Below are 19517 nucleotides of genomic sequence, written 5' to 3'. Positions count from 1 at the left end.
GAGCGCCGCGCTGAGCGCCGGATCGGGCGCCGTGCCGGGCGCCCCGCTCAGCGCTGTGCCGGGCGCCGCGCCGGGACGCTTCGTCGGACACCGTGCTGGGCGCGCCGCCGAGCGCTGTGCCGAGCTCTGCGCCGGGGTGCCGGGTCGGACGCCGTGCCGGGGTGCCTGGTCGAGCGCCCCCCTGGGCGCCCCGCTGAGCGCCGTGCCGGGACGCCTGGTCGGGTGCTGCACCGGGGCGCCAGGTCGGACACCGTGCCGGACGCTGTGCTGAGCGCCCCGTCGGACGCCCTGCCGGACGCCCGGTCGAGCCGTCCCGCCGGACGCCCGGTCGAGCCGTCAGGGTTCAGCGTCCCGTGCGGGGGTGCCGGGCCAGTCGTCCCGGTGCGTCCGTGATGACGCCGTCGCAGCCCAGTGCCAGCACGCGGTCCCGCTGCCGGGGCGTGAGCACGGTGTGCGCCCACACCCGGGGGATGCCCGAGCGCACGGCCCGGACCAGGTCCGTGTCGCGGGCCCTGTGGTCCACGTCCAGGAGGTCCACGAAGGACCGCCAGCGTTCGGGGCGGTCCGTGCGCAGCTGCCGGGCGGAGCGCCACAGCTGGGCGAGCAGACCCAGGCGGTGGGCGCGCCGGGCCACTTCGGGGTCGTTGGAGTTGACGAAGACCGAGCGGGACAGCCCCCGGGCGTGGATCAGCCCGGCCAGCCGGTCCAGGCTCCGCGGGTCCTTCGCCTCCAGCATCAGCACGATCCGCCCGCCGAAACGATCCAGCACCTCGGTGACCGTCGGCGGCCGTTCCGAGCGCCAGCTCCCGGGCAGCGAGTCACGGGGCCGCAGCCGCATCCCCCGCCACTCCCGCACGTCCAGCCCGCGCACCTCGCCGCCCGCGAAGGTCGTCCGGTTCAGCGTCGCGTCGTGCATCACCACCGGCGTGCCGTCGCGCAGCAGGCGCGTGTCGAAGTCCAGTACCTGTGCCGTACCGCGCCGCTGGGCGGCCATGAGCCCCGCCATGCTGTTCTCGGGCACCTCGCGGGCGCCTCCGCGATGCGCGACATAGGTGACGCGGGGCAGTGAATCCACCGTCAAAGGCCCCGTGCTCCACTCCAGCGGGGCCGTCGGTCCCGCGAGGGTCAGCGAGACCACGGAGGCCGCGGAGGTCAGGCCCACCGACGCGATCCATGTGACCATGCGGACAACGGTAGGCCGGTAAATCACAACAAAGCGTGCAATGACACTCGATCCCGGTGACCGGACCACCTCGTCCCGGCTCCCCCTGTTGTCGGCTCCGGCCCCCCGGAACGCGGGATGGTGGGACCATAGGGCATGCTGTTCCGCACGACGGCGAGGCGAGGGGATAGATGAGCGCGGAGTTCGGCGGCCGTTCCGGCCGGCAGGGCAAACTCTCCCAGTGGCTGCGCGGACGCCGCCCGAAGGAGGCCGCCGCGGATGCCGACGGCCGTGAGGCCCTGCTGCTCGCCGCCGCCGGAGCGGGCCTGCCGCTCGCCCCCGCCGCGTATCCCGCCGCCGACTACCGCTGTTCCTGCGACCGCGTCGGCTGTCCCACCCCCGCCCGGCACCCGGAGTCGTTCGCCTGGCAGACGCAGTCGACCACCGACCGCACGCAGATCGAGCGCTGGGCCCGCCACCAGCCGCAGGCCAACTTCATCACCGCGACCGGCATGGTGCACGACGTCCTGGACGTGCCGCTGGAGGCGGGACGGGAGGCGCTGGAGGAGCTGCTCGGCTCCGGTGTCGAGGTCGGTCCGGTCGCCGAGAGCGACGACGGACGTCTGCTCTTCTTCACCCTCACCCGGGGCACCCCCGAGGAGGAGGACGAGTGGTGGCCCTGCGAACTGGACTGCCACCCCGAGACGATGGACGAGCACCCGGGCCTGCGCTGGCACTGCCGCGGCTCCTACGTCCTGGTCCCGCCCGCCCGGCTCCCCGGCGACCGGACCGTGCACTGGGTCCGCGGCCCCGAACATCCGCTGCCCGACCCGCTGACCCTCCTGGAACCCCTCACCGACGCGTGCGCCCGCTTCATCGGCGGCCAGCAGGACCACGCGAGCACCGCCGGCTGGCCCCCGCGCCACTGACCCCGGCGGGGGAGTCCGGTGTCGCGCCCGCGCCCTGCCGCGCTCAGGGGGCCGTACCCCGCCCCGCGACCCAAAAGGCCGTCGCCCCGAAGCCCGCGCGGGGGGACCGGCCCCGCTACGACCCCTGCGCCGACGTCAGCCCCTGGATCCGGCCCAGTACCGTCACCCGCTGGTCGCCCGAGCCCTTCGCCGGGTCCAGGGCCACCTCGTTGGAGACGAACTCCATGGTGAGCGACTGCTTGATCTCACCGGTCGTCAGGGCCAGCACGCCCTCGCCCGGGTCGGGCACGGAGGTGCCCGGCGCGGCCGTCTGCTTCTCGTAGTGGTGCGTGGTGAAGAAGACCAGCGCCCCGCCGTCGGCCGTACGCAGCGCGAGCGGCGCGTAGTCACCGGTGGTCAGCGGCTCGTCGATGTACTGCGTGGCCAGGCCAGGCCGGCTCTCGTTCTTCTCGCGCAGCGCACGCCACACGCTGGTGTGCGTACCGGTCGCGAAGCCGTCCCCGCCGCTCTTGAGGTACGTCGTGTACTCCTTGCCCACGTCCCGGGGCGCGACGGCCAGTTCGGCCGAGTCCACCGGCACCGGCTCGGCCCAGCCGTCCGCGTCCTTCTTGAACGCGGGCACCTTGCCGGGCGCCACCAGCGTCAGATAGGCCGCCTGCCAGGGCTCGTCGAGGCCGCCGCGGGTGAACACGAACAGCCAGCGCGAGGCACCGCCCTTGTTGCCGGCCGCGTCGGCGACGAACCAGCGCGGCCAGCCCGCCTTCTTCGGGATCGTGAACTTCGCGTCCGACAGCTTCAGCGGGCTGTGCGCCGGATTGCCGTCCGGGTTGTTCGCGGCGCCGGCCTTCAGCCGGGCCTCGTCGATGTCGGAGAGGGCACCGGTGACATGGTCGGCGTCCAGCGCGCTGTCGTACGCCTTGTCGGCCGCGTTGTACGCGGAGGTGAACTGCCCGAGTGCCTCGGCGGCCTCCGCCTCGGTGGCCGCGGGCAGCACCTCGCGCTCGCCGTGCACCACCACGCAGCCGCTCGCCGTCAGCGACAAAGCGGTCAGCGAGGCCGCTATCAGTGCGCTCCGGTCAAGCCTGCGGAGCCTCAGAGGGCCGCGATCCCTGCTCATCAGGTCCCTTCACCTTCCCCTTCCCGGAGGCGAACCCTACCGGGGCGAGGAAGAGCGCGAGCGCCGGGACCAGGTACAGCAGCCACACCGTGACCTGGAGGACCGTCGGGTCGGGCTGGAAGTTGAACACGCCCTTCAGCAGGGTGCCGTACCAGCTCGACGGGTCGACGGTGCCGCTGATGTCGAAGGCCTTGTCGGTCAGCCCCGGCACCAGGTCGGCTTCCTGGAGGTCGTGGACGCCGTACGCCAGCACGCCCGCGGCCACGACGACCAGCATGCCGCCGGTCCAGGTGAAGAACCGGGACAGGTCGATCCGCACGGCGCCCCGGTAGAACAGCCAGCCCAGCAGGACGGCCGTCGCGATGCCGAGGGCGACCCCGATCAGCGGACGCGGGGTGCCGTCGCTCGCCGCGTGCACCGACGCCCACACGAACAGGGCCGTCTCCAGGCCCTCCCGGCCGACCGCGAGGAACGCGGTGGCGACCAGCGCGCCGGTGCCCATCCGCAGGGCGTCGTCCAGCTTGCCGTGCAGTTCGTCCCGCAGGTGCCGGGCGGTGCGCCGCATCCAGAAGACCATCCACGTCACCAGGCAGACCGCCAGGATCGACAGGGAGCCGCCGAGCGCCTCCTGCGCCTTGAACGTCAGTTCCTGAGAGCCGAATTCGAGGGCGCAGCCGAAGCCGAGCGCGAGCGCGACGGCGACGCCGATGCCGGTCCAGATCGGCTTCAGCGCGTCCCTGCGGCCGGTCTTGACCAGGTAGGCGATCAGGATGCAGACGACGAGGCTGGCTTCCAGGCCCTCGCGCAGACCGATCAGGTAGTTGGAGAACACGGGCTACGCCTCCTCGGAGAACAGCGTGCTGCCCCACCAGTCGTCCGGGCCGCGGACGCCGGGCGGGATCGCGAACACGGCCGAACCCACGTGCTGGATGTACTCGTTGAGCGCGTCCGTGGCCAGGTTGCGCTGGATCTGGATGAAGCCCTTGCGGACGTCCCGCTGGTACGCGAGGAAGAACAGCCCCGCGTCCAGGCGGCCCAGGCCGTCCGTACCGTCGGTGAAGGAGTAGCCGCGGCGCAGGATCGTCGCCCCGTGGTTGGTGTCGGGGTGCGCGAGCCGTACGTGCGCGTCGGGCAGCATCGCCTTCAGGAACGGCTCGTCGCGCTCCTTCGCCTTGCCGACCGGCGCGCCCTCGCCCTTGTCGCGGCCGAAGACGTCCTCCTGCTCCTGGAGCGAGGTGCGGTCCCAGGTCTCGATGTGCATGCGGATGCGGCGGGCGACGAGATACGAGCCGCCGCTCATCCACGCGGGGCCGTCGGAGGGGTCCACCCACACGAACTTCCTCAGCCGGCCGGTCTGCGTCCCGGCGATGTTGCGGGTGCCGTCCTTGAAGCCCATCAGATTGCGCGGGGTCTGTGCCTCGGGCGTGGTCGACGACGTCTTGCCGAAGCCGAGCTGCGACCAGCGGACGACGGCCTTGCCGAAGCCGATCCGGGCCAGGTTGCGGATCGCGTGCACGGCGACCTGCGGGTCGTCCGCGCAGGCCTGGACGCACAGATCACCGCCGCTGCGGTTCTTGTCCAGGTTGTCACCGGCGAACTGCGGCAGGTCGACCAGGGCCTCCGGACGCCGGCCGGCGAGCCCGTACCTCTCGAACAGCGAGGGGCCGAAGCCGATCGTCAGCGTCAGCCGCGACGGTTTGAGGCCCAGCGCCTCGCCGGTGTCGTCGGGCGGCGCCTCGGCGAGCCCGCCGAACGCGCCCTCACCGACCGGCCGTCCGGCGGCCATCCGCCGTGCCGCCTCCGTCCAGTCCTTCAGCATCCGCACGAACGCGGCGCGGTCGTCGGTCGTCACGTCGAACGCGGCGAAGTGCAGCCGGTCCTGCACCGGTGTGGCGATGCCGGCCTGGTGAGCGCCGTGGAAGGCGACCGCGGCGCCCGCTCCGGCACCGGCCGGGCCCGCGTCGTCGGCGAAGTCGCCGGTGCGGGCCATCGCCACCGCGCCGCCGGCCCCGACGGCGCCGAGCGTGAGCCCGGCACCGCCCCAGCCGATCAGCGCGCGCCGCGACGGCGTGTTCGCGGTGTTGTCCGGATCCGTCATGACCGCGTTCCCTACTTCACGACGACGGCGGCGGCGAGCTTGGACAGGGGTTCCGCCAGGGCGTTGACCCCGTCCGACAGCTCCTTGCGGCCGGCGTCGCCGACCTTGTCGTACGAGGTGAAGTCGTACGAGGACGGGTTGGCGCGGTACTTGTCCAGCAGCGTGTTCAAGGCGGCGAACCGCTGGTCGAGTTCGGTGACCAGCGCCGCGTCGTTCTCCTTGGCGACCGGCTTCAACAGCTCGTACGCCTTCTGCGCGCCCTCGACGTTGGCCTTGAAGTCGACCAGGTCGGTGTGCGAGTAGCGCTCCTCCTCGCCGGTGACCTTGCCGGTGGCGACCTCGTCGAGGAGTTCCTTGGCGCCGTTGGCCATGGAGGTCGGGGTGATCTCGGCCTTGCCGACCCGGTTCTGCCAGTCCTTCAGGTCCGTGACCAGCCGGCCGGCCAGCGTCTTCTCCTCGGCGCCGATCTTCTTGTCCTGCCACAGGGCCTTCTCCAGGCGGTGCCAGCCGGTGAACTCCTGGCCCTCCTCCAGGCCGTCCGCGCGGACGTCGACCTTCGGGTCGATGTCACCGAACGACTCCGCGACCGGCTCGGTGCGCTCCCAGCCGATGCGGGAGGGCGCGTAGGCCTTCTTCGCGGCCCCGAGGTCGCCGTCCTGGACCGCCTTGGCGAAGGTCTCGGCGCGCGGCAGCGTCTCGTCGGCCTGTTCCTGCGTGTACGCGCGGTAGGCGGCGACGGCCTTGTCGAGGCGCGGGTCGCGCCGGGCGACCGTGCCGCCGGTGGCCTTGACGTCCTGGCGGATGCCGTCGCCCTTCATGCCGGGCTTGCAGGCGATCCGGTAGTCGCCCGCCTTCACCTCGGCGGTGACCTTCTGCCGGGTGCCGGGGCCGATGTTCTCCCGCTCGGTGACGATCCGGTCGTCCGGGAAGAGGAGGTAGACCTCGGTGACCTGGGAGCCCTTGTTCTCGATGGCGAGCTCGACGTGCCCGGCCGGGAACTCCTTCGCCGAGACCTCGCACGTGTCGTCCGTCGCCGTCACGTTGACGACCCGGTCACCGTCCGCCGAACCGCCCTTGTCGGTGCAGCCGGTGACGGCGGCCAGCGCCGCCGCGGTGGCGGCAGCGGTGAGGGCGGAGAATCTGACGGCGCGCATGCGGGCTCCAAGGAATGGCCGAAAAGAACGCGTGACGAGCCTCACGTAAGGTGAGGCTCGCCTAAGGTAGCTGAGGTTTTCCTGTGGAATACCCGCCCAAGTGGTGATTCAGCTCTCATGGACGCTGTATGAGCACGCCGTGATCACGGTGGCCAAAAAGGAACCTCATGCAGGGGTCAAGCAGCGGTCAAGAGTCCGGCCGGAGCGTCACCGGAACAGCACCGACCGGTCGACCCGGTTCCTTGCGCGCGAGGCCGTTCACGCACGTCGCGCCCGCGACGAACCCGGCGTCCCGGGAGTGCTTCAATTCCCGCGTGACTGACTACGACGTGCTGCGCGTCTTCTGCGCGGCGAACGGCGGGTACGGCAATGAGCTCGGTGTCGTGCGTGAGGGCTCCGTGCTGGCGGATCCCGCCGAGCGGCAGGTGTTCGCCGGGAAGCTCGGGTTCAGCGAGACGGTGTTCGTCGACGACCCCGAGCGCGGTGTCATCGACATCTACACCCCGACGCTGCGCCTGCCCTTCGCCGGCCACCCCTGTGTCGGGACGGCCTGGCTGCTCGACGTGCCGGAGCTGGTCACGCCGGCCGGGGTGGTGGGCGCCCGGCTGGACGGGGAGTTCAGCTGGATCGAGGCGCGGGCGGAGTGGGTCCCGCCGCGCACGCTGCGCCGGTACGGCACCGCGGCGGAGGTCGACGACCTGTCCGTACCGCCGCCGGGGGAGTGGATCTATGCCTGGGCCTGGGAGGACGAGGCCGCCGGCCGGGTCCGGGCCCGCGCCTTTCCCGGCCGCGACGACGGCATCGAGGAGGACGAGGCGACGGGCGCCGCGGCGCTGCTGCTGACCGACCGGCTGGGGCGTGCCCTGAACATCACCCAGGGCGCGGGCTCGCAGATCCTGACCGCTCCGCAGCCCGGCGGCTGGGTGGAGATCGGCGGCCGGGTGCTTCTGGAGCGGTGACCCGGGAGCGGCCGTACGGGTGGAACAGCGTGTGCGCGCGGTCGCGAACGGGGACCTCTGGCCCTGACCGCTCAGCATCGCGAGAGGAGCCCCATGCGCATCCGATCCGCCCTGGCCGCTGCCGTTCTGGCCGCCGCCCTGACCGCCACCGGCGCGGCGACGGCCACGGCTGCCACCGACGGCCCGCAGCACCACGCCTCCGCCGACGACGGCAGGCAGTACAAGGACGACGACGGCAAGCACAAGGACGACGACGGCAGGCAGTACAAGGACGACGACGAGAACTGCAGCCCGTACTTCGGCGCCATCGACACGGAGACCGCCGACCTCAAGTGGGGCGGCGCCAACTGCTACGACTTCTTCTGAGTCGGCCGCGGTCCCCCTCGCCTCGTGCGAGGGGGACCGCCCCTTGTGAGGCTCCGGTCGCTGTTCCGGCCGCTCACGCGGACAGCCGGAACTCCTCGCCCAGGGCCTGGAAGACCCCCGTGTTCAGGGCGAACGCCTTCTTGCACTCCGCCACGATCCGCTGCTTCTCCAGATCGTCCGCGCGTACCGCGTCCAGCAGTTCGCGGTAACCGCGCTTGAACGCGGCCGGGTTGCCGATCTCCTCGAAGACGTAGAAGCGGACGCCGTCGCCCTTCTTCGCGAAGCCCCAGGTCTTCTCCGCCTTGTCGCGGATGAGCTGGCCGCCCGAGAGGTCGCCGAGGTAGCGCGTGTAGTGGTGGGCGATGTATCCCGACGGCCACCGCTCGGCACACTCCCGCACCCGCTCCGCGTAGGCCCGCGTCGCCGGCAGCGCGGACAGCCCCGACCGCCACCGGGGACCGCGCAGATGCGCCAGGTCCCGCTCCAGCGCGGCCAGCCGGAACAGCTCCGGCTGGATGAAGGGCCCGGCCACCGGGTCGGACGCCAGCCGCTGCGCACCGGCCTCCAGCGCCTCGTACACGAACCACAGCTGCTCCGTGTAGCGGGCGTACGCGTCGACGCCGAGCCGCCCGCCGAGCAGGTCGCTCATGAACGTCGAGGTCTCCGCCTCCACGTGCTGCTCGTGGGAGGCGGTGCGGATGACTGTCGAGAAGGAGTCCATGGGCCAATTTTCTGTGGTTAGGTAAGCCTAAGTCAATGCTTTACCGACTCTCTGTCGGTAACCGTACCCGGAAAGCGCCCCGAACCCACCTACGAAAAGAGCCCGCCCTCCGAAGAGAGCGGGCTCGGGGCGGGAGACCGGCGGGGCGGGAGACCGGGGCGGGAGACCGGCGGGCGGGTGTGGGCTACGGCAGCGTGAGGATCTCCGCGCCGGACTCCGTCACCACCAGCGTGTGCTCGAACTGGGCCGTCCGCCTCCGGTCCTTCGTGACGACCGTCCACCCGTCGTCCCACATGTCGTACTCGTGCGTCCCGAGCGTCAGCATCGGCTCGATCGTGAACGTCATCCCGGGCTGGATGACGGTCGTCGCGTGCGGGCTGTCGTAGTGCGGGACGATCAGTCCGGAGTGGAAGGACGAGTTGATCCCGTGGCCGGTGAAGTCCCGGACCACCCCGTACCCGAACCGCTTCGCGTACGACTCGATGACCCGGCCGATGATGTTGATCTGCCGGCCCGGCCTGACCGCCTTGATCGCGCGGTCGAGGGACTCCCGGGTCCGCTCCACCAGCAGCCGGCTCTCCTCGTCGACGTCCCCGACGAGGTACGTGGCGTTGTTGTCGCCGTGCACCCCGCCGATGTACGCGGTCACGTCGAGGTTGACGATGTCGCCGTCCCGCAGGACCGTCGAGTCCGGGATCCCGTGGCAGATCACCTCGTTGACCGACGTGCACAGGGACTTCGGGAAGCCGCGGTAGCCCAGCGTCGAGGGGTAGGCGCCGTGGTCGCACATGTACGTGTGCGCCACCTTGTCCAGCTCGTCGGTCGTGACACCCGGCGCGATCAGCTTCGCGGCCTCCGCCATCGCGCGCGCCGCGATCCGGCCCGCGACGCGCATCGCCTCGATCGTCTCGGGCGTCTGCACCTCCGGTCCGGTGTACGGCGCCGGCGCCGGCTTGCCTACGTACTCGGGCCGGCGGATGTTTCCGGGTACGGAACGGGTGGGAGACAGCTCCCCTGGTACGAGCAGCGACTGGCCAGACATGGCAGCGAGTCTAACCAGCGGCCATGGGGGAACATGTCGGTGGCGAGAGGAGCTGGTCATGGCCCTGTTCAAGAAGCGCACCGTCGGAAAGCCGGGCGAGTGGTACTACTGCCTGGAGCACAAGAAGGTCGAGGAGGGGCCGGAGTGCCCGGCCAAGGACCGCTTCGGTCCGTACGCCACCCGCAAGGAGGCCGAACACGCGATGGCGACGGCCCGCGAGCGCAACCTCGAGTGGGAGAACGACCCCAACTGGCACGACGCGCCGGCCGCGGGCAGGGACGACGACTGACGTCAGGTGCGGTGCGGGACGGCTGACGGCGGCTGACGGAGGCCGGCGCCGGTGAGTCCGCCGGGGCGGATGCCCGTGCGCCGGTCACCAGTGGGGAGGGGGCGGTGCCGTCAGCAGGTCCGTCAGCCTCGACAGCCTGTCGCGCAGGCGCCGGTGGCCCCGGGGAGCCGGCGCCGCGTGCTCCCCGGCCGCCGCGCTCACCAGGTGCTGCACGGTGTCCAGGTCCAGTTCCGAACCGTCCGGCACGGCCAGCGCCTCATGTGCCATCGCCGTCAGGTCGTCCCCGCCGCCGCCCCCGCCGTCGAGCGCCAGCACCGTGGCGCCGGCCCGCCGCGCGTCGTGCACCCCCTCCAGCAGCGCGGCGCCCGGTTCCGTGGGCGACACCACGAGCAGCGTCTCGCCCCGCCGCGCCGCGGCGAGCCGGCCCGGTCCGACCGCCAGATGGGCCGGATCCGAGGGACGCGCGTCATGCCGTACCAGGGTCGGGGCCAGCTCCGGCGTGCCCGACCAGGCCGCCTCGTCGACCAGGTGCGCCGCGAGATGCCACGGCTCGTACTCCGGCGTCCCCACGAGCAGCAGCCCTCCGCCGTGCGCCACCACGGACCCCCGCAGCGCCCCCGCGAACCGGCGCGTCGCCCCCAACCACTCGGTCCCGGCGAGCACTTCGCGCAACAACGCGACCCGTACGGCATCCATACGGCCGCATCCTGCCGCAATCGGACGTCCGTGACCCGCGGTTCACCCCGGATTCGCCCGACGTGGGCAAGCGTCCGGTGCGGTGTTCGACCGCGAGGGCCGCTGGGCCGGCCGGCGCCTCGACCGCCGTCGTCCCGATCGCCGCGCCGCGGGCCCCCGTGACGCGGCTCACCTGGGCGGCGGGCCCGGACGGGGCGGACGTACAGTCGGCCCATGACCTCTACCGACAGCCCGCAGCAGCCCGCAGAGACCCCCGCGAAGGCCCCCGCCAAGGATCCCTGGGACCTCCCCGACGTCTCCGGACTCGTCGTCGGCGTGCTCGGCGGCACCGGTCCGCAGGGCAAGGGACTCGCCTACCGGCTCGCCAAGGCCGGCCAGAAGGTGATCATCGGCTCGCGCGCCGCCGACCGCGCGCAGACCGCCGCCGGGGAACTCGGACACGGCGTCGAGGGCGCCGACAACGCCGAGACCGCCCGCCGCAGCGACATCGTGATCGTCGCCGTGCCCTGGGAGGGCCACGGCAAGACGCTGGAGTCCCTGCGCGAGGAACTGGCCGGCAAGCTCGTCGTGGACTGCGTCAACCCGCTCGGCTTCGACAAGAAGGGCGCCTACGCGCTCAAGCCGGAGGAGGGCAGCGCCGCCGAGCAGGCCGCCGCCCTGCTGCCGGACTCCCGGGTCACCGCCGCCTTCCACCACCTGTCGGCCGTGCTCCTCCAGGACCCGGAGACCGAGGAGATCGACACGGACGTCATGGTCCTCGGCGAGGTGCGCGCCGACGTGGAGATCGTCCAGGCGCTGGCCGGGCGTATCCCCGGGATGCGGGGCGTCTTCGCGGGACGGCTGCGCAACGCGCACCAGGTGGAGTCCCTGGTCGCCAACCTGATCTCCGTCAACCGCCGGTACAAGGCGCACGCGGGGCTGCGCGTCACGGACGTCTGAGCGCATGGGGGACACTGGTCGGCACGAGCCGGTGTCCCCCGACGGCCCCGGCAGTCCCCGACAGCCCTCAACAGCTTCGACAGGAGAACGGTCCCGATGCCCCGCCTCGCCCTCTACGCCTTCGTCGTCTGCGTCCTCGCCGTGGCCGCGGCGGTCGTCTCCTTCGTCCAGGGCAGCTTCCTCGGGATCGTGTGGGTGCTGCTCGCGGGGCTGTCGTCCAACATGTGCTGGTACTACGTGAAGCGGGAGAAGGTCCGGAAGTCCGTCACGGGCTGATCGGTTCCCGGCTGACGCTCACGGGCTGATCTGGCAGTACTCGTTCGACTCCTGCCAGAAGCGGTACAGGTCCTGGCCGCAGTACGAGTCGATCTCGCTGATGCCGAGGCTCTTCAGGAGTGCGTCGATCACGTTGAAGAACGCGCCGTTGACGGCCGGCACCCACAGCAGCGCGAACACGAACAGCAGGCCGAACGGTGCGAACGGCTCCACCTGGCGCTTGATCTTGTACGACAGCCAGGGCTCGATGACGCCGTAGCCGTCCAGGCCGGGCACCGGCAGGAAGTTCAGCAGCGCGGCCGTGACCTGGAGCAGGGCGAGGAAGGCCAGCGCGTACCGGAAGTCCCGCGGGACCCCGTCCAGCGCGTCCAGCCAGAACGGGGCCGTGCACACGATCGCGAACAGGACGTTCGTCAGCGGACCCGCCGCCGAGATCAGGCTGTGCCGCCACCGCCCGTGGATCCGGCCCCGCTCGATGAAGACGGCACCGCCGGGCAGCCCGATGCCGCCCATGATCACGAAGATCACCGGGAGCACGATGCTGAGCAGGGCGTGCGTGTACTTCAGCGGGTTCAGGGTGAGATAGCCCTTCTCGCCGACCGAGATGTCGCCGCTGTGCAGGGCGGTGCGCGCGTGCGCGTACTCGTGCAGACAGAGGGAGACGATCCAGGCGCCCGTGACGAACAGGAACACGGCCAGCCCGGGCTGCTCGGCGAACCCCGTCCAGGCGGCCCAGCCCGTGACCGCCGTGACGGCGACGATCCCGACGAAGACGGGGCTGATCTGCCGGTCCCTGTGGCGGGTGGTGGCGGTGGTCATGGGGCTCCCTGGACAGTCGGGCACGCGGTGGGACTGCCCGACCGTACCGGGCCTACGGCGAAAACGTCTCGGGGTCCCCTCGGGGTTCCGGGTCCGGGGTTCGGGTCCCAGGTTCCAGGTCCCAGGCTCCGGGTTCCGGGTCCCAGGTTCAGGGTTCCGGGTTCCGGGTTCCGGGTTCCGGGGAGGGCAGGGTGTTCGGTTCAGGGATGCGGCGGATCTCCGCCCCGATCCCGCCGCACCGCCAAAACCCCGTGACCGGCACCGACGCCGACAGAGACAATGGACCCCGTGCGCTATCGCATCTTCGGCACCACGCAAGCACTCCGGCCCGACGGCACCTCCCTCCCGGTGGGCGGGGCGCGGCTGCGTGCGCTGCTGACCGTGCTCGCCCTGCGGCCCGGCCGTACCGTCCCGGCGAGCCTCCTGGTGGACGAGGTGTGGGACGGTGACCCGCCCGCCGACGCGACGGGCGCGCTCCAGGCCCTCGTGGGCCGGCTGCGCCGCGCGCTCGGCGCGGACGCGGTCGCCTCGGTGGACGGCGGCTACCGCCTCACCGCCGTACCGGACGACATCGACCTGCACCGTTTCGAGCGGCTGGCCGCCGACGGCACGCGCGCGCTGGCCGACGGCGACCCCGCCAAGGCGGCCGCCGTCCTGGACGACGCCCTCGCCCTGTGGCGCGGTCCCGTCCTCGCCGACCTGCCCGACCGCACCGCCGAGGCGGCCCGCTGGGAGACCCGGCGCCTCGACGTGCTGCGGGCCCGCCACACCGCCGCCCTCGCCCTCGGCCGGGCCGGCGAGTCCCTGCCCGAGCTGACCGCCCTGTGCGACAGCCGCCCCCTGGACGAGTCCCTCCAGACCCTGCGTCTGCGCGCCCTGCGCGACACGGGCCGTACGGCGGAGGCGCTGGCCGCCTACGAGGACGTACGCCACCTGCTGGCACGGCGGCTCGGAGCACACCCGGGACCGGAACTGCGCGCCCTGCACGCGGAGTTGCTCCGTCCGGAGGGGGAGGGCCGACGCGGGGGCGGGCCCGGACGCCGCGCACCCGGGTCCGGACAGCGCGGCCCCCGCGAGGCCGCGCCCCGACTCCGCGAGAGCGGCACGGACACGCCGCGCCCCGGCGAGCACGCCCCGGCCCACGGCACCCGCGCCCCGGTTCCCGGCCTCAACCGCCCCGCCCCGGCCGGCCCGGGGACGGGCGCCCCCTCCGGCATCCCGGCCTCCGGCATCCCGGCCTCCGACAGCCGTGGCCACAGTCCCGCCCCTGTCACCGGGGCCCCCGCCGCGTCCCGGCCGGGCAACCTCCGTGCCCGTCTCACCTCCTTCGTCGGCCGGGAGGCCGACATCGAGGCCATCCGGGACGATCTCGGAGCGGCCCGGCTCGTCACGCTGCTCGGGCCCGGCGGGGCGGGGAAGACACGGCTGTCGCAGGAGGCCGCCGAGGCCGCGCGGGACGTGACACGGGACGGGGTGTGGCTGGCCGAGCTCGCCCCCGTGGATGATCCGGACGCCGTACCGGAGGCCGTGCTCACCGGCGTGGGGGCCCGCGAGACCGTGCTGTACGGTGCCGGCGCCGAGACCATGCGGGCGGGGTCCGAGCGCCACGACGACCCCGTCGAGCGGCTCGTCGAGCACTGCGGCAAGCGGCGCATGCTGATCATCCTGGACAACTGCGAGCACGTCGTCGACGCGGCCGCCCGGCTCGTCGAGGAACTGCTGGAGCGCTGCCCCGGCCTGACCGTGCTGGCCACCAGCCGGGAACCCCTCGGCGTGCCGGGGGAGTTGCTGCGGCCGGTGGAGCCGCTGCCGGAGCCGGTCGCGCTGCGGCTGCTCGCCGAGCGGGGCGCGGCGGCCAGGCCCGGCTTCCGGGTCGACGACGACTCCGACGCCTGCGCGGAGATCTGCCGCCGCCTCGACGGACTGCCCCTCGCCATCGAACTCGCCGCCGCCCGCCTGCGCATGCTGACCCCCCGCCAGATCGCCGAGAGGCTCGACGACCGCTTCCGTCTGCTCACCTCCGGCAGCCGTACCGTCCTGCCCCGCCAGCAGACGCTGCGGGCCGTCGTCGACTGGTCCTGGGATCTGCTCGACGAGGACGAACGCGACGTGCTGCGGCGGCTGTCGGTGTTCGCGGGCGGCTGCGACCTCGCCGCCGCCGAGGCCGTGTGCGGCCCGGTCGCCCTGGAGGCGCTCGGCTCGCTGGTCGACAAGTCCCTGGTGGTGGCCGCCCCTTCGGACCGGGGCGGCGAGATGCGCTACCGGCTGCTGGAGACCGTCGCCGAGTACGCGGGCGAACGGCTCGACGAGGCCGGGCGGCGCGCGGAGGCCGAGCGGGCGCATCTGACGTACTACCGCGAACTCGCCCGCACCACCGACCCGTTGCTGCGCGGCGCGGACCAACTCGCCGCCGTCGAACGGCTCGAACGTGAGAGCGAGAACCTCCGTGCCGCGCTCCAGCACGCCGTCGCCGCGCGCGACGAGCAGGAGACGCTGTGCCTGGTGCTGTCGATGGCCTTCTACTGGCAGATGCGCGACCAGCGCCTGGTCGCCCGCACCTGGTCCCGGGAGGCGCAGACCCTCGGCCCCGACCCCTTCGCCTCGCCCACGCGCCCGGCCGCCCCGCTCTGGGAGCGCTGCACGGACACGCCGCCGCCGTGGACCGGCGAGGTCCTCCAGGAGGCCCGGCGCGGTGCCCACCTCGTCCATCTCGCCTGCATGGACACCGAACTGGAGGCGTGGCAGACCCCGCAGGCGCAGCGGAAGCTGCGCGCCATCTCCGCGACCTACCAGCCCGGACTGCCGCAGACCTGCCGTACGCCCGGCTCTCTCTGGTTCTACGCCGTCATGCTCACCGGCGACATGGACCGGGTGCGCGCGATCCTCGACGCCAGCGTCCGCACCTGCCGGAGCGCGCCCGGATTCGAGTGGGAGCTCGCCGCCGGCCTCCACATGCGGGCCAACCTGCTCGCCAACCGCACCGACTGGGCGGGCGACGCGACCCGCGACGCCGACGAGTCACTGGAGATCTACCAGCGGCTCGGGGATCTCTGGGGCACCGCCGAGGCGCTCGCCGCCCGCGGCGAGGCCCATGAGCGACAGGGTGAGCACAGCCGCGCCGCCGCCGACTACGAGGCGGCCATCGAGCACGCCGAACGCCTCGGGGCCCGCGCCCAGGTGGCGGTGCTCACCGCCCGTCTGGGCAGCGCGCTGCTGGAGGCGGGCGAGGCCGAGCGCGGGAAGCGCCTGCTGTATGAGGTGATCGCGGGCAAGGACGGCTCCGGCAACGAGGCCATGCCCGCCGCCCGGCTCTTTCTCGCCGGCTGGCTCGGGGTGACCGGTCGGACCGCCGAGGCGCGCGAACACCTTCGGTTGATGCGCGAGGAGTTCAGCATCTCCCGCTTCGTCGTGTTCGACACCTTCATCCTGGGGACGGAGGCCTGGCTGGACGCGGCCGAAGCCCGGTACGAGGACGCCCTCGTCAAGATCCGGCGGGCGCTGGAGCAGGCCGACGATCCGCTGTCCCGGGCCATCGCACCGCAGATGGGCTCCTCCTACCTGGCCACCGCCGCGCTGGTCCTCGCCGGTGTCGACGGCGGGCGCCGTGCCCCGGACGCCGCCCGCTGCCTCGGCGCCGCCGAAACCCTGTTGCCGCCAGGTCACGTCCTGTCGGCCATGGAGCGCGAGATCCGCGACCGGGCCGAGCGCCAGACGCGGACCGTGCTCGACGACGAGGCGTACCGGGCGGCGTACGCGGAGGGCGGCGGCCTCTCCGCGGAGGAGGCCGCCGCCCTGGTGTGACGCCGCCGTCCGACGCGGATCGCCCGGCGGATGGCTCGGCGGATCGCCCGGCGGACCGGTCCGTGACCGTGACCGCGGGCGCGCCGACGGGTCAGCTCTTGGTGCGGAACTTGTGGATCGCGATCGGCGCCATCACCGCCGTCAGGGCCACCGACCAGCCCAGCGTCACCCACAGGTCGTGCGCGACCGGGCCGCCCACCATCAGTCCACGGGCCGCGTCGGCGAGCGAGGACAGCGGGTTGTAGTCGGTGAAGTTCTGCAGCCAGCCCGGCATCGACTGGGTCGGCGCGAAGATCGACGAGCCGAACTGCAGCGGCATCAGCACCAAAAAGCCCATGGCCTGCACGGACTGGGCGCTCTTCATGACGACGCCGAGCGTGAGGAAGATCCACATCAGGGCGGTGCCGAACACCGCGGACAGCCCCACGGCGGCGAGCAGTCCGGGCCAGTGGGTGATGTCGAAGCCGACGAGGACGCCGACGATCAGGAGGATCCCGGTGGCGATCAGCATGCGCATCAGCTCTACGGCTATCTTCGCGATCAGCACCGAGCCGCGCCCGATCGGCAGGGACCGGAAACGGTCCATGACACCGGAGTTGAAGTCCTGGTTGAAGCCGGTGCCCACGCCCTGGGCCATGTTCATGCCCATCATGGCCAGCAGGCCGGGCACGACGTACTGCACGTACTGCTGCTGACCGCCGCCGAGCGACTGCCCGATGGACCCGCCGAACACGTACACGAACAGCAGCGTGAAGACGATGGGGAACAGGACGGCGTCGAACATCGACTCCGGGTCCTGGCGGATCCACAGCAGGTTGCGGCGGACGAGCGCACCGGTGTGGCGCAGATGGCCGCGCAGCGAGATGCGGGCGTCCGCCTTGCCGGGGGCGGGGGCGGGGGTGAGGGTGGCGGCGCTCATACGGCGACCTCCTGGCGGTCGTCGGCGGGCGTGGCGTCCTGCGGGGTACTGGCACGGTGGCCGGTGAGGGACAGGAACACCTCGTCCAGGCTGGGCAGTTCGGTGGTGATGGAGGAGAGCGTGATGCCGCGCGCGGTGACCGCGCCGACCACGGCGGTCAGTTGCTCGTCGCTGAGGACGGGCACCAGGACGGTGCCGCGCTCGGCGTCCACGGTGGTGGTGGCCAGCCCGGTGATGCCCAGGCCGTCCAGCGCGGCGGCGAGCGGCCGCAGGTGCAGCGGGTCGGCCGGGCGGATCCGCAGGGTGCGGCCCCCGACCTTCGCCTTCAGCTCCTCGATGGCGCCGCCCGCGATGACCTTGCCGCGGTCGACCACCGTCAGCTCGGAGGCGAGTTGCTCGGCCTCCTCCATGTACTGGGTGGTCAGCAGGACGGTGACCCCCTCGCCGACCATCCGCTTGACCTCGGCCCACACCTCGTTGCGGGTGCGCGGGTCGAGACCGGTGGTGGGCTCGTCCAGAAACAGCACGGAGGGCCGCCCGATCATCGACGCGGCCAGGTCGAGCCGCCGCCGCATCCCGCCGGAGTAGGTCGCCGTCGGCCGCCGGGCCGCCTCGGTGAGGGAGAACCGCTCCAGCAGCGCGTCGGCACGGGAGCGGGCCTCCTTGCGGGGCAGGTCGAGCAGCCGCCCGATCATGTACAGGTTCTCCCAGCCGGGAAGCTTCTCGTCCACGGAGGCGTACTGCCCGGTCAGCCCGATCGTCCGGCGCAGCTGGCGGGGCTGGCGTACGACGTCGTAGCCGGCGACGGTGGCCCGGCCGGCGTCGGGGGCGAGCAGGGTGGACAGGATGCGGACGAGGGTGGTCTTCCCGGCGCCGTTCGGTCCGAGCACGCCCATCACGGTGCCTTCGCGCACGTCCAGGTCGACCCCGTCCAGCGCCTTGGTCTCGCCGTAGTGCTTGACCAGCCCCCGTACGGTCACAGCGCCCGCGGCGCGGCTGGGGTTGTTGTCGATTCGCGTCATGGGGACGACGTTGTCAGGCCCGGCCGACAGAGCACCGACATGTCACCGACAGGCCCGACAGCGCGCCGACAGCCGGTGCGGACCCTGCCGGGGGCGGAGCCCCGGGGCGGTCGGGCCCGGACGGCAGCAGCCCGCCGACGGGGGAAGATCGGCGGGCTGCCCGTGGTGCCGCAGTGGCTCAGTGGACGCTGTGCTGCTCCAGCGGGAACGTTCCGCCGACCACGTCCTCGGCGAACGCCTTCGCCGCGTTCCCCATGACCTCACGCAGGTTCGCGTACTGCTTCACGAACTTCGGCACCCGGCCGCCGGTCAGGCCGAGCATGTCCGTCCACACCAGCACCTGCGCGTCCGTCTCGGGACCGGCGCCGATCCCGACGGTCGGGATGTGCAGCACGCGGGTGACCTCGGCCGCCAGTTCCGCCGGGACCAGCTCCAGGACCACCGCGAACGCCCCCGCGTCCTGCACGGCCTTCGCGTCCCGCAGCAGCTGCTGGGCGGCCTCCTCGCCGCGTCCCTGGACGCGGTAGCCCATGGCGTTCACCGACTGCGGGGTGAGGCCGATGTGCGCCATCACCGGGATCCCGGACTCCACCAGCAGCTCGATCTGCCGGTGCGAGCGCTCGCCGCCCTCCAGCTTGACGGCGCCGACCCCGGCCTCCTTCACCAGCCGGGTCGCCGAGCGCAGCGCCTGCACCGGGCCCTCCTGGTAGGAGCCGAAGGGCAGGTCGCCGACGATCAGGGCGCGCTGCGTGCCCCGTACGACGGCGGCCGACAGCATGGTCATCTCGTCGAGCGTGACGGGCACGGTGGTCTCGTACCCGAGGTGGCAGTTGCCCGCCGAGTCCCCGACCAGCATGACCGGGATCCCGGCCTCGTCGAAGACGGACGCGGTCATCGCGTCGTACGCGGTCAGCATGGGCCACTTCTCGCCGCGCTCCTTGGCGGCGGCGACATCGCGCACGGTGATACGGCGGGTGCCCTTGCCCCCGTACAGCGCCTTGCTGCCGTCCGAGGGACCTGCGGCAGCGGTCTGGGCAGCCGAAAGCTGCGTCATGGCAACGGCTCCTTCAGTCATCTCGAGGCGCCCTGACGGCGTCCCCGGATCTCCTCCATGGTGGCACCTCGCGGAGGCGAGGGCTAGGGGAGGCCCCTGTGATCGAGACGGCACCGGCGGGGCCGTGCGTAAGACCTGGGTAAAGAATTTACGA

At 72.6% G+C, this 19517-nt stretch carries 19 protein-coding genes; 7 read left to right on the top strand and 12 right to left on the bottom strand.

Going from position 1 to position 19517, the window contains the following annotated elements:
* Positions 1-343: 343 nt before the first annotated feature.
* The gene (locus ACWD0J_RS33985) at positions 344-1183 is read right to left on the bottom strand and encodes a glycerophosphodiester phosphodiesterase (protein ID WP_451499707.1); all 840 of its coding nucleotides are present in this window, start codon (positions 1181-1183) and stop codon (positions 344-346) included.
* Positions 1184-1353: 170 nt separating this feature from the next.
* Here ACWD0J_RS33985 and ACWD0J_RS33980 point away from each other — a divergent pair, with 170 nt between their 5' ends.
* The gene (locus ACWD0J_RS33980; RefSeq protein ID WP_451499706.1) at positions 1354-2091 is read left to right on the top strand and encodes a bifunctional DNA primase/polymerase; all 738 of its coding nucleotides are present in this window, start codon (positions 1354-1356) and stop codon (positions 2089-2091) included.
* A gap of 115 nt (positions 2092-2206) precedes the next feature.
* On the opposite strand, the gene ACWD0J_RS33975 is transcribed toward ACWD0J_RS33980, so the two are convergent.
* From ACWD0J_RS33975 to efeO, 4 genes are read right to left on the bottom strand one after another with little or no spacing between them, the layout of a single operon-like run.
* Complete coding sequence (locus ACWD0J_RS33975; RefSeq protein ID WP_451499705.1) at positions 2207-3208, bottom strand: hypothetical protein; 1002 nt, start codon at positions 3206-3208, stop codon at positions 2207-2209.
* Positions 3168-4040 carry an iron uptake transporter permease EfeU gene (gene efeU / locus ACWD0J_RS33970; protein WP_451499704.1) on the bottom strand — a complete coding sequence of 291 codons (873 nt, stop codon included), beginning with the start codon at positions 4038-4040 and terminating at the stop codon, positions 3168-3170. Before efeU ends, ACWD0J_RS33975 begins: the two co-directional genes overlap by 41 nt.
* 3 nt (positions 4041-4043) lie before the next feature.
* Positions 4044-5306 carry an iron uptake transporter deferrochelatase/peroxidase subunit gene (gene efeB, locus ACWD0J_RS33965; protein ID WP_451499703.1) on the bottom strand — a complete coding sequence of 421 codons (1263 nt, stop codon included), beginning with the start codon at positions 5304-5306 and terminating at the stop codon, positions 4044-4046.
* An 11-nt stretch (positions 5307-5317) separates the two neighbouring features.
* A complete protein-coding gene (efeO, locus tag ACWD0J_RS33960; RefSeq protein WP_451499702.1) occupies positions 5318-6460 on the bottom strand; it encodes an iron uptake system protein EfeO in 1143 nt (380 codons plus the stop codon).
* A gap of 314 nt (positions 6461-6774) precedes the next feature.
* On the opposite strand from efeO, the gene ACWD0J_RS33955 reads away from it, so the two are divergent.
* Positions 6775-7419 carry a PhzF family phenazine biosynthesis protein gene (locus ACWD0J_RS33955; protein WP_451499701.1) on the top strand — a complete coding sequence of 215 codons (645 nt, stop codon included), beginning with the start codon at positions 6775-6777 and terminating at the stop codon, positions 7417-7419.
* Positions 7420-7512: 93 nt separating this feature from the next.
* The gene (locus ACWD0J_RS33950; protein ID WP_451499700.1) at positions 7513-7785 is read left to right on the top strand and encodes a hypothetical protein; all 273 of its coding nucleotides are present in this window, start codon (positions 7513-7515) and stop codon (positions 7783-7785) included.
* A gap of 73 nt (positions 7786-7858) precedes the next feature.
* On the opposite strand, the gene ACWD0J_RS33945 is transcribed toward ACWD0J_RS33950, so the two are convergent.
* Positions 7859-8506 carry a biliverdin-producing heme oxygenase gene (locus ACWD0J_RS33945; RefSeq protein WP_451499699.1) on the bottom strand — a complete coding sequence of 216 codons (648 nt, stop codon included), beginning with the start codon at positions 8504-8506 and terminating at the stop codon, positions 7859-7861.
* A gap of 184 nt (positions 8507-8690) precedes the next feature.
* Complete coding sequence (gene map / locus ACWD0J_RS33940) at positions 8691-9548, bottom strand: type I methionyl aminopeptidase (RefSeq protein WP_451499698.1); 858 nt, start codon at positions 9546-9548, stop codon at positions 8691-8693.
* A gap of 58 nt (positions 9549-9606) precedes the next feature.
* Between map and ACWD0J_RS33935 the strand changes: the two genes are divergently transcribed.
* Positions 9607-9837 (top strand): hypothetical protein, encoded by a 231-nt coding sequence (locus ACWD0J_RS33935; RefSeq protein WP_451499697.1) that lies wholly within the window; start codon positions 9607-9609, stop codon positions 9835-9837.
* Positions 9838-9921: 84 nt separating this feature from the next.
* On the opposite strand, the gene ACWD0J_RS33930 is transcribed toward ACWD0J_RS33935, so the two are convergent.
* Positions 9922-10533 (bottom strand): hypothetical protein, encoded by a 612-nt coding sequence (locus tag ACWD0J_RS33930; protein WP_451499696.1) that lies wholly within the window; start codon positions 10531-10533, stop codon positions 9922-9924.
* 213 nt (positions 10534-10746) lie between these two features.
* Here ACWD0J_RS33930 and npdG point away from each other — a divergent pair, with 213 nt between their 5' ends.
* The gene (npdG, locus tag ACWD0J_RS33925; protein WP_451499695.1) at positions 10747-11472 is read left to right on the top strand and encodes an NADPH-dependent F420 reductase; all 726 of its coding nucleotides are present in this window, start codon (positions 10747-10749) and stop codon (positions 11470-11472) included.
* Positions 11473-11568: 96 nt separating this feature from the next.
* Positions 11569-11748, top strand: coding sequence for a hypothetical protein (locus tag ACWD0J_RS33920; RefSeq protein WP_286062010.1), 180 nt, complete (start codon positions 11569-11571; stop codon positions 11746-11748).
* 18 nt (positions 11749-11766) lie between these two features.
* On the opposite strand, the gene ACWD0J_RS33915 is transcribed toward ACWD0J_RS33920, so the two are convergent.
* Positions 11767-12567: a site-2 protease family protein gene (locus tag ACWD0J_RS33915; protein ID WP_451499694.1), complete on the bottom strand. Its 801-nt coding sequence runs from the start codon at positions 12565-12567 to the stop codon at positions 11767-11769.
* Positions 12568-12846: 279 nt separating this feature from the next.
* On the opposite strand from ACWD0J_RS33915, the gene ACWD0J_RS33910 reads away from it, so the two are divergent.
* Positions 12847-16368, top strand: a complete 3522-nt coding sequence (locus ACWD0J_RS33910) for an AfsR/SARP family transcriptional regulator (RefSeq protein ID WP_451499693.1) — start codon at positions 12847-12849, stop codon at positions 16366-16368.
* 91 nt (positions 16369-16459) lie between these two features.
* Here ACWD0J_RS33910 and ACWD0J_RS33905 read toward each other — a convergent pair whose 3' ends face one another.
* From ACWD0J_RS33905 to panB, 3 genes are all read right to left on the bottom strand, one after another.
* Positions 16460-17287 carry an ABC transporter permease gene (locus ACWD0J_RS33905; RefSeq protein WP_451499692.1) on the bottom strand — a complete coding sequence of 276 codons (828 nt, stop codon included), beginning with the start codon at positions 17285-17287 and terminating at the stop codon, positions 16460-16462.
* Positions 17284-18309: an ATP-binding cassette domain-containing protein gene (locus ACWD0J_RS33900; protein WP_451499691.1), complete on the bottom strand. Its 1026-nt coding sequence runs from the start codon at positions 18307-18309 to the stop codon at positions 17284-17286. Before ACWD0J_RS33900 ends, ACWD0J_RS33905 begins: the two co-directional genes overlap by 4 nt.
* Positions 18310-18487: 178 nt before the next feature.
* A complete protein-coding gene (gene panB, locus ACWD0J_RS33895) occupies positions 18488-19363 on the bottom strand; it encodes a 3-methyl-2-oxobutanoate hydroxymethyltransferase (RefSeq protein ID WP_451499690.1) in 876 nt (291 codons plus the stop codon).
* Positions 19364-19517: the final 154 nt, after the last annotated feature.

Source organism: Streptomyces sp. NPDC003011 (assembly GCF_053591515.1).
The sequence above is the reverse complement of the archived record's forward strand: the minus strand, read 5'-3'. Positions and strand labels throughout refer to the sequence as shown.